Origin of the sequence: Runella sp., from assembly GCF_027484545.1 — a bacterium.
Classification (GTDB): Bacteria; Bacteroidota; Bacteroidia; order Cytophagales; family Spirosomataceae; genus Runella.
This window is the reverse complement of record NZ_JAIXST010000072.1, coordinates 1-9,514: the sequence shown is the minus strand read 5'-3', so window position 1 is coordinate 9,514 and position 9,514 is coordinate 1. Positions and strand designations below refer to the sequence as shown.

Sequence of the window (9,514 nt, the reverse complement as noted above, 5' to 3'; positions counted from 1 at the left end):
GTGGTTTGTCAAAAGTTTAGAGATAATATAGAGACATTCATATTATTTGATGATAAAAGACCCAAATGGAACTACCTTGTAAAAGGCAGAAATTGACCAGCTTATTATTTACACGTTACTTGGCAGGAAATCAAGAGTATAATCCTCAAATTCAAATTTGAAGAAAGAATTCTTGGGGTCGGGTATAACTTCGTCTCTATATTCAGTTATATCCTTACCAAGTTCCTGTATGGCGTTAAGCAGATTGTAATAGTTTTGGTAGGTTGGATTGTACCAAATATCTATGTCAGGCTTTTCAATAATCTAACCGGCCATTGTGGTAGACCGCCTGTAATGGCCGTAAAAAGCTACAGCCGTACCACCAACAACCATTGATTGAACATAGTGCTTATTTAATGCAGTGAAGAGGTGAAGAATGCCACTAAAATCCATATTATTCTCCGGGTACTGGCTTACTTATTGTTTGTGGCGGTGCTTTTTGCATGATTACCCCTCAAAAAACGTATAAAGCCCTCCAGTTTCTCATGACGCTCCGTTACTACGGCGGCATTTTCCGAGTTGATTGAAGCTGAACTTTCCTTCATTTCCTGAAAGCTGTTATATTTCTCTTTCTTTTTCATGGAAAAGCACTTTTTAGTCCATACAAATATATAGAAACATTGTATGTAATGAAAATAGCTGTATTTAAGTTCTCCCCCGTGTGCTGTGCCCCACAGCACTCTCTATAGTAATAGCCTCGTAACAACGAACTGTGCTAATAAACCCACCTAAGTGTCTCAAGGTATTCTAAAGCCTGCCAAGTTATTTTTAAAAACGCCTGCTTTGGTGTAGCTTTGCTACAAGGAGAAAAAGTGCCTTAAAATAACGCAATTGGCAAATTCTATAGTTACATCTTCCCCTTCGGCGATGTCTCACAGCCCTTTTGCAAAGCCAACTCATTGACTTAATGAAAAGAATACCTTCATCTACTAAACTAAATCAACAATGAAAAAACGGTTACTCATTTTTCTTTTAACCTCCCCGCTGTTTAGTTGGGCACAGGAAGATGTGCTTAAAAAATTGCAGGCCATTGCCGTCATTGACCAAAAAGTAATGATGCCCATGCGCGACGGAGTGCGGTTGGCTACGGATATTTACCGTCCCAAAACGGACAAACCCGTCCCGATTATTTTCTCCAAAACTCCTTATAATTTCAATTCCTGGGGAAACGGAGAGGCGAGAAATGGGACGTATCAGTCGGCTTTGGATGCCGTATCGCGCGGATATGCGTATGTAGTTCAAAATGAGCGAGGACGATTCTTTTCCGAAGGAACTTGGGATATTTTGGGGATACCTACTACCGATGGTTACGATGCGTTTGAATGGATGTCCAAACAACCGTGGTGCAATGGGAAAATAGGCACTTTGGGTTGTTCATCCACCGCCGAATGGCAAATGGCGGTAGCGTCGTTGGATCATCCTGCTCACGTCGCGATGGTTCCGCAAGGGTTTGGCGCGGGCGTGGGTAAAGTAGGGGAGTTTTGGGAACAGGGCAACTGGTACCGGGGTGGTGCGCAACAAATGCTTTTTACTTCTTGGCTGTATGGTACGCAAAACGACGCGGTGCGTCCATTATTTCCCAAAGAGGCTACGCAGGAGCAATTGGTGAGGGCGTCGCGTTATTATGATCTGGCGACCGAAATGCCGCCCGTCGATTGGTCAAAAGCATTTCGTCATTTACCGGTGACTGATATTATCAAAAATGTAAATGGGCAACAGGGTGTGTACGAAAAAATGATTCGACGTAAACCCAACGACCCGGAATGGTTCAAGGGAGGATTGTATCACGACAATATGCCGCTCAATAAGCCGAGTTTTTGGTTTGTTTCTTGGTACGACGTATCGTGTAGCCCGAATTTGGCACTGTTCAACCACGTTCGTAAAAGTGCGAAAACACCGCAAATAGCGGATAATCAATACCTTGTCATTGCCCCTACGCTTCACTGCGCTTACAAACGCGCCACCGAAAATACCGTTGTGGGTGAGCGCAGCGTAGGAGATGCCCGTTTGGACTACGATAGTATGATTTATGGTTGGTTTGATCTGTGGCTCAAAGGCGAAGCCAACGATTTTGCCAAAAAGACCCCACGGGTGAAATATTATACGATGGGTGTCAATAAATGGCAATCGTCCGAAACGTGGCCTCCTGCTACTAGTGAAATGACCACTTATTACCTTCACAGTGGAGGAAAAGCGAACAGTTTATACGGGGATGGAAAACTGACGACGCAAACCCTGCCCAAGGAAGACAAAGCGGATGTGTTTACCTACGACCCGGCTTTTCCCGTAGCTTCTTACGGAGGTAATGTGTGTTGTGCAGGAAATTCCGTGCAGGGTGGTTCGTTTGACCAGCATCAAATGGAAGCGCGCCACGATATTTTGGTGTATACGACCGAACCCTTCAAAGACGGTGTGGAAATGACGGGTACGATCGAAACTACTTTGTACGTATCGTCGGATGCAAAAGATACTGATTTTACGGTGAAAATTTTGGATGTATATCCGGATGGCCGCGCTTATAATTTGGACGAAACCATTCTCCGCGCCCGCTACCGCGAAGGCTTTGACAAAGAAGTAATGATGGAAAACGGAAAAGTCTATAAATTGACGCTCAGTCCCATGTCTACTTCCAATTTTTTTGCTCCCGGACACAGTATTCGTATCGAAATATCAAGCAGTAATTTTCCCCGATTTGACCGAAATCTGAACACGGGTGGGAATAATTTTGATGAAAGCAAAGGCATAGTAGCACACAATCAAATTCATCATTCGACCCTTTACCCGTCGCAAATCAAATTGCCAATCGTAAAAACGAAACTGTAAAATCTTATCCTAACTCCTATGAATCGCCTAACCCTTATTTTTCTATTTTTTCTTTCCTGTACATTTTGCCTGTTAAATTCGGCATTGGGGCAGGCTAACTATTTCAACGCCATGAAGTGGCGAATGATTGGCCCGCACCGCGGTGGCCGAACTGTTGGAGCCGTGGGCGTGCCGCAGCAACCTAATGTGTTTTACGTAGGAGTAAATAACGGAGGCGCTTGGAAAACAACCGATTACGGTCGTACGTGGGTGCCGATTTTTGACGATCAATCCACGGGTTCAGTAGGTGATATTGCCGTGGCTCCCTCCAACCCCAATGTGCTGTATGTTGCCAGTGGAGAAGGTATTCAGCGTCCTGATTTGTCCATCGGCGACGGAGTTTATAAATCAACTGATGGAGGAAAAACCTGGACGAATACGGGTTTGCGCGATGGGCAACAAATTGGTGGAATCGCCATTGACCCTGCCAATGAAAATCGGGTTTTTGTGGCGGTATTGGGGCATCCTTACGGTCCAAATGAAGAACGCGGAATCTATAAAACGGAAAACGGCGGAAAAACGTGGGAAAAGGTTCTGTATAGAAATGAAAATACGGGGGCGGTGCAGGTCATGTTCGACCCTAAAGACCCTAATACCGTCTATGCTGTGCTGTGGGCGGCGCGTCAGGGGCCGTGGGAAAACGGGGCTTGGCAAGGCCCCGAAAGCGGTCTTTATAAATCTACCGATGGTGGCGTGATCTGGAGAAAATTGACGAAAGGATTACCCACGTTTGAGCAAGGATTGGGGCGTATCGGTTTGGGAATTGCACCTTCAGACCCCAATCGCCTGTATGCAACGGTAGATGCGGGCGAAAACGGCGGTATTTATCGTTCCGACGACGCCGGAACTTCCTGGTACAGAACCAATCCCGATGAACGCCTGTGGGGGAGGGGAAGCGATTTTGCCGAAATTAAAGTGGACCCTAAAAATGCCGATGTGGTCTATTCGGCCAACGTAGTGACTTGGAAATCAACGGATGGCGGAAAGAATTGGAGTGCTTTTCGCGGAGCTCCCGGTGGTGATGACTATCACCGCATCTGGATTAATCCCGACAATCCCCAAATCATTCTCATTGCGGCAGACCAAGGAGCGATTATTACTGTCAATGGCGGAGAGACGTTCAGTTCGTGGTACAACCAACCCACGGCGCAATTTTACCACGTCATTACGGACAATGCCTTTCCGTATAATGTGTACGGCGGACAACAGGAAAGCGGCTCGGTAGGAATTGCCTCCCGCGGAAACGACGGTCAAATTTCGTTTCGCGAATGGCATCCCGTGGGCGTAGAAGAATACGGCTACGTAGCTCCCGACCCGCTCGACCCGAATATTATTTATGGCGGGAAAATTACCAAATTTGACAAACGAACGGGGCAAACCCAGAACATTGCGCCCGAATCCGTGCGCTCTGGCAAATACCGTTTTGTGCGTACAGTCCCTGTATTATTCTCTCCGGTGGATAAAAAGACGTTGTTTTTTGCGGGAAATGTGCTTTTCAAAACTCAAAACGGGGGCAACTCTTGGCAGGTCATCAGTCCCGATTTAACGCGAGAAACCTACGACGATATTCCGAAAAGTGTAGGAGTCTACACGTCGGAGGAAATGAAAAAAATGCCGCGTCGGGGAGTGATTTATACGATTGCTCCATCGTATCAAAATATCAATACCATTTGGGCCGGCACGGACGACGGTCTCATGCACATCACTCGCGACGGTGGTAAAACGTGGAGTAACATTACACCTCCTGAAGTAACTGCTTGGAGTAAAATATCGCTCATGGACGCGGGGCGTTTCGACAATAACACTTGCTATGCGGCGGTCAACCGAATTCGTTGTGATGATGCCCGTCCGCACATTTACCGAACCCACGACGGAGGTAAAACGTGGCAGGAAATTGTGAAAGGATTACCAAAAAATGAACCCATCAACGTGGTGCGCGAAGACCCTATTCGGAAAGGGTTACTCTTTGCAGGTTCAGAAGAAGCTATTTATGTCTCTTTTGACGATGGCGACAACTGGCAATCACTGCGGCTGAATATGCCGGCTACTTCGGTGCGTGATTTGGTCATCAAAGACGATGATTTGGTGGCAGGTACGCACGGTCGGGGTTTTTGGATTTTGGATGATATTTCACCTTTGCGACAAATTGCGCCTTCCATTGCGGAGAGCCAGTCAATTTTGTTTAAACCTCAATTGACCTACCGCGTTCGTTGGAATTTGAACACTGATACCCCGATACCTCAAGAAGAGCCCAGTGGACAAAATCCACCCGACGGAGCCATCATCAACTATTTCCTGAAGGACAAAGCCAATGGAGAAGTGACGCTGGAAATTCTGAATGCAGCAGGAAAAGTGGTTCGGAAGTATTCAAGCAATGATAAACCTTACGTTTTGCCCCCTTCCAATACCCCTGCGTATTGGATTCGACCACAACAAATTTTATCGAGTGAAGCAGGTTCGCATCGTTTCATGTGGGATATGCACTACGCACCGTTAGACTTGCCGGTGCAGTTTCCAATTTCGTCCATTTATCAAAATACCGCTCCTGACCCTACTTCACCTTGGGTTTTGCCAGCTACGTATTCGGTGAAACTCACCGTAAATGGCCAATCTAAATCCCAACCTTTGACCCTAAAAATGGACCCGCGCGTCAAGACAACTCCTGCCCAACTCCAACAGATTCACGATTTGTCAGTGATTTGTTACGAAGGAAGGCAAAAAGCATTGGAAGCCATCAAAAAAAGCGAAGAAATGCGAAAAGTGGCCCGTTATACCGAAGAAGGATTGAAAACTGTTTTGGCACAGGAAGCCGCTCTCAAAAGAGTGGGAGGGGAGTTTGCTACGCTGCATAATATCCTGCACGATACAGATATGCCTGCCACTACCCAAACCATCGCCGCAGTACAGGCCGCGCAGAAAAAATTGAGTGATTTGTTGAAGAAATAAAAGTTGGTCAAACTATCAGGAATCAGGGCAGTTCAACTGCCCTGATTCTTAGATTTTCAGCTTAATCTTCATTCTCCCCAAAAGAGCCGTAATTCCGATAATAAGAAACGCAAATAGCAGCGATTTGACCAATCCAACAGCGCCAAATTTGAGCGACTCAGGAATTGAAAAAGGCAACATATCGGCCATACTGTAGTAAACGTAAGGAATTAGATAACAGGTCAATGTGCTTGTGCCTGCTACTTTGATGAGCGCAAACCAACCCGCTTTTCCCTGAATATCTACCAGCCAATAAATGAACGTATACAGGAGAAAGGCAATCCCGCAGCAAAGGAAAATCCAGGTCGAAGTAGCCTGAATTTTTGAAATGATGAAGAAATTTCTTGAAATAAACCCGGCAATCAGAAAAAGAACGCCGATTCCGCTAAAAATGGGAATCAGGCTTATTTTCTTTTTAGGAGTATAAAAACGTTCTAACAGCAACGTAGCCAAAATCCCTGCCGAAGCAAACGAATGAAAGGCACCATTACCTAAAATCCAGTCAGTGGGTCCGTTGGGCCAAATTTTCAGTAACCAACCCGCGTGCCCTGCAATGGTCATGAAGGTGAAAAACGCCCACGAAACCACCAATAAAACGGGGGTTTTATGGAAAAAGAGATAAATAAGAGCGCACCCCAAATACGTCCAGCCGATAAGTCCTAAGATTCCCCACCATTGAGGTGCCATTCTTACTAAATGTCCGTCTTCTCCACCTCTGAAAATAAAGGCTAAATAGAGCAGTAAACAGACGACAATAGCCTGTAAACCAATGAAAACGATTTTCTTTGTTATTTCATATTTGGGGTATACATTCCAAATTAAAAAGAATCCAAGTACCATTAAGATTTGAAACCAAGCCCGACTCATGCCCGTGGCCTGTTCGTTCATTTCGGGTACATTGACTGTAAATATCCCCATCACCAGCAACGCCACCGAACGAGTGACGATATGCAGAATGATTTGTCCGTTACTGTCTGCTTTCGTTATTCTGTTTTGAATGGCAAAAGGAATGGCCATGCCCAGTATAAACAAAAAACAGGGAAAGACCACATCGGCAAAACCGAGAAAATCTTCGGTGGCCTTGGCGTGTTCGAGCCAATAAGGGATTCCAGATAAGCTCCACAAGTCATTGACAAAAATCATCCAAAGCATGGTCAGTGCCCGAAAAACATCGATGGATAGAATGCGTTTTAGAGAAGTTTGCACAGTAAAGGGTTTTGGAAAAATTATTGTTCGCTTACTTTTTTGATTTCTTCAAACATGGTTTTAAAACAATTGGAAGCCGTATTTTCACCCGCTTTTTCGTTCACTTTCACCCCGTAATATTCGTCTAAAAATGGCCCTGCTCCTGACCATACCGTTTGCATCATTCCAAAATACCGGGGTCTCATGTCCTTCGTAGCCGTTTGCCTGAATTTGATCATGTCCTGCGTTTGGGCAACGGCAATTTTGGGTTTTCTCCACGGACAGGTAATTACGTTGAAACCTTTCATGGCAAAGTAAACGGCTGTTTGGTCTGGCCGTTCGTAGTGCCAATCGCAAATAACTACATCTTTGGCAATCAGGTCAATAGCCTTATGAGTATTGTTGTAGCTCCCTTCCCATTCGCCGATTCCCGTTGCCTTTCCGTCAATAAGTCGGTCGCCCCAAATCCACAATTTGCGGTTTTTGAGGGCCAAATGATTTCGAAGTTCGTTCAATTCCCCCGCAAAGAGTTCTGCTTTATCGCGTCCTGCGCACCGTGGGCATTTGGCGTCGCCGATGTAAAAAACTTCGTCCATGCCTGCGTGAAAAGCATCTGTTTCAAATACGTCGCAGATTTCGTCCATGAGTTCAAAGACCACTTTATGTACTCCCGGATGCAGAGGGCAATAACTTTTGCAGTAAAGTCCGTCGGCATTGGGCCACACGTATTTTTCGGGCATTTTTACGTGGGGTGTTTCGTCAAATTCGGGATAGACGCGCAATAAATTTTCGGTTTTTGAAGCCCAGGATTGATGTCCCAGTAAGTTAATTTGCGGAATGATTCGGATGCCGTGTTTTTGACAGGCATTGACCAGTTTCCGAACGTCCCGTTTTGAGAGCGCAATGCTGTCCCGTAATTCAGGATGACTCTCAAATTGGTAGTTGTAATCAACGCGTAGAATCAGCGTATTGACCTGACGCGGAGCCAACTCTTCATTGATAAATGTAACAAACGCCTCGACCTGTTTCACTTGCGGTGCCGCAATACAAAAACCGCGAACGGGCAACAAACTATCCAATTTGGTTTGAGCCAGCGTTGTTTTTACGAAAAGGAAGAAAAAAAACAGCACCCTAAAATGGAATAATTTACGCATAGAAGTAATGGTTAAGGTTGAGTATAATTTGTTTAAGTAACCTATACGAATGTTCTTGTTCCTGAGTAGTTTTCCCTAAATTCTTTGGGAGTACAATTGTATCTTTTCTTGAAAATACGGTTGAAATACGACAGATTATTGAATCCGCATTTGTAGGAAACCTCGGCGATAGTAAGCGTTGTATCAATCAATAGCCGTGAAGCGTGTCCCAGCCGAATGTCATTAAGGCTGTCAATGAAGGTTTTGCCCGTTCTTTTTTTGATAAATCGGCTAAAACCCACTTCGGTCATGCTTACGATTTTAGACATATCTTCGAGTGATATATTTTTGTCGTAGTTGGCTTTCATAAACTCAAACGCTTTTTCGAGTCGGCGGCTGTTGTAGGTGAAGTTTTCATTTACAAATGATGAACTCGTGAGCATGTGCATATTGCGCGAAATCGAAAGGTCATGGAGGATGGACATCAGTTCCAAAACTGAGCCAAAACCGCTATTTTGATTTAATGCAAGAAGCCTTGGTTTGATAGAATGGATGGTTTCTGGAGAAAAGGATATGCCTCGTACTGAGCGCTCAAGCATGGTTCGGATAAAACTGAGCTGATTGCGTTGCAGCAATTTTTCGTTAAATAAATCACGGTGAAATTGAATAGTAATTTCGTGAATTTTACTTTCGGGGCGTTCATTGGTGAACCATCCATGAGGTATATTGGAGCCTACCAAAACCAATTCCACGTTTTGGATGACTTCAATATTATCTCCCACAATACGTTTGGCTCCTTGAGCTCCTTCAATAAAATTTAACTCAAATTCTTCGTGGTGATGAAGCGGAAAATCAAATTTGTTCTTAACCCGAGCAAAGACCATAAAGCAGTCATTGTCGGTAAGTGGGGTAATTTCGTGATAAACAGTACTCATTGAAGGAATAGGAAATAGTGTAAATTACTTTCGCTAAAACTCAAAATTTAACGTATAAACGCGTAAAAATAATAATTTCTACTTTTGACAGCTTTAATTAACAAGAGCCGGTAAAATGATAATGAACAAAAAACGTTTTATATTATTCGGTATATAATTATCGGTAATATGGATTCAAAAATGTACTTAAAAGTTGTTGTATATGTCTGAAATATTTTCCAAAAAGCTTTTTATTGGAAAAAGTTACTAAAAAGGCACTAGTGTTTTGGCAATTTAATTTTAGTTATTAATTTTGAGAGTAAAACATTTTATTCTCATGGCACGCATAGCAAAAAAGGTGAGTTTGTCAGAAGCAGAAAAATCTGAACTGACCTC

Annotated in this window: 6 protein-coding genes; 2 read left to right on the top strand and 4 right to left on the bottom strand. The window is 44.2% G+C overall.

The features are described from left to right. Positions 1–452: 452 nt before the first annotated feature. Positions 453–620 carry a hypothetical protein gene (locus Q0081_RS06635; protein ID WP_298350538.1) on the bottom strand — a complete coding sequence of 56 codons (168 nt, stop codon included), beginning with the start codon at positions 618–620 and terminating at the stop codon, positions 453–455. A 364-nt stretch (positions 621–984) separates the two neighbouring features. Between Q0081_RS06635 and Q0081_RS06630 the strand changes: the two genes are divergently transcribed. Both Q0081_RS06630 and Q0081_RS06625 read left to right on the top strand, forming a co-directional pair. Beyond that, positions 985–2,862 carry a CocE/NonD family hydrolase gene (locus Q0081_RS06630; protein ID WP_298350536.1) on the top strand — a complete coding sequence of 626 codons (1,878 nt, stop codon included), beginning with the start codon at positions 985–987 and terminating at the stop codon, positions 2,860–2,862. Between the two features lie 18 nt (positions 2,863–2,880). Further along, positions 2,881–5,847, top strand: a complete 2,967-nt coding sequence (locus tag Q0081_RS06625; RefSeq protein ID WP_298350534.1) for a VPS10 domain-containing protein — start codon at positions 2,881–2,883, stop codon at positions 5,845–5,847. 48 nt (positions 5,848–5,895) lie between these two features. On the opposite strand, the gene Q0081_RS06620 is transcribed toward Q0081_RS06625, so the two are convergent. From Q0081_RS06620 to Q0081_RS06610, 3 genes are read right to left on the bottom strand one after another with little or no spacing between them, the layout of a single operon-like run. Beyond that, a complete protein-coding gene (locus Q0081_RS06620) occupies positions 5,896–7,092 on the bottom strand; it encodes a DUF5009 domain-containing protein (protein ID WP_298350533.1) in 1,197 nt (398 codons plus the stop codon). A gap of 20 nt (positions 7,093–7,112) precedes the next feature. Then, positions 7,113–8,225, bottom strand: a complete 1,113-nt coding sequence (locus tag Q0081_RS06615) for a family 20 glycosylhydrolase (protein ID WP_298350531.1) — start codon at positions 8,223–8,225, stop codon at positions 7,113–7,115. Positions 8,226–8,266: 41 nt separating this feature from the next. Beyond that, the gene (locus Q0081_RS06610) at positions 8,267–9,139 is read right to left on the bottom strand and encodes an AraC family transcriptional regulator (protein ID WP_298350529.1); all 873 of its coding nucleotides are present in this window, start codon (positions 9,137–9,139) and stop codon (positions 8,267–8,269) included. Between the last annotated feature and the right edge of the window lie 375 nt (positions 9,140–9,514).

What these genes read in the sequence shown, in the direction of transcription:
- Q0081_RS06635 (WP_298350538.1), bottom strand. Translation starts at nt 620, where the DNA reads ATGAAAAAGAAAGAGAAATATAACAGCTTTCAGGAAATGAAGGAAAGT.
- Q0081_RS06630 (WP_298350536.1), top strand. Translation starts at nt 985, where the DNA reads ATGAAAAAACGGTTACTCATTTTTCTTTTAACCTCCCCGCTGTTTAGT.
- Q0081_RS06625 (WP_298350534.1), top strand. Translation starts at nt 2,881, where the DNA reads ATGAATCGCCTAACCCTTATTTTTCTATTTTTTCTTTCCTGTACATTT.
- Q0081_RS06615 (WP_298350531.1), bottom strand. Translation starts at nt 8,225, where the DNA reads ATGCGTAAATTATTCCATTTTAGGGTGCTGTTTTTTTTCTTCCTTTTC.
- Q0081_RS06610 (WP_298350529.1), bottom strand. Translation starts at nt 9,139, where the DNA reads ATGAGTACTGTTTATCACGAAATTACCCCACTTACCGACAATGACTGC.